Annotated in this window: 1 protein-coding gene; it reads left to right on the forward strand. The window is 62.0% G+C overall.

Annotated elements, in window-relative coordinates; all coding sequences use genetic code 11:
• A partial coding sequence (locus tag FCK22_RS18240; RefSeq protein WP_136720771.1) for an SDR family oxidoreductase occupies positions 1–255 on the forward strand: 255 nt, incomplete at both ends.

Raw genomic sequence — 255 nt, forward strand, 5'->3', positions numbered from 1 at the left:
CCTTTGGCAAGCGGCTGGAGCCGCTGGCGCAGAGCGTCGGCTCGGACTTCATGGTCGATGTGGACGTGACCGACGATGCCTCGCTCGACCGCGCCTTCGAGGAGCTGGGCGCGCGTTGGCCCACCATCGACTTCGTCGTGCATGCCATTGCTTTCTCGGACAAATCCGAACTGACGGGGCGGTTCTTGAACACCAGCCGGGCGAACTTCAAAAACTCGATGGACATCTCGGCCTATTCCTTCATCGACGTGGCGC

It is taken from the genome of Sulfitobacter sp. 15WGC (assembly GCF_005068605.1).
In the GTDB taxonomy this organism is placed as follows: Bacteria; Pseudomonadota; Alphaproteobacteria; order Rhodobacterales; family Rhodobacteraceae; genus Sulfitobacter; species Sulfitobacter faviae.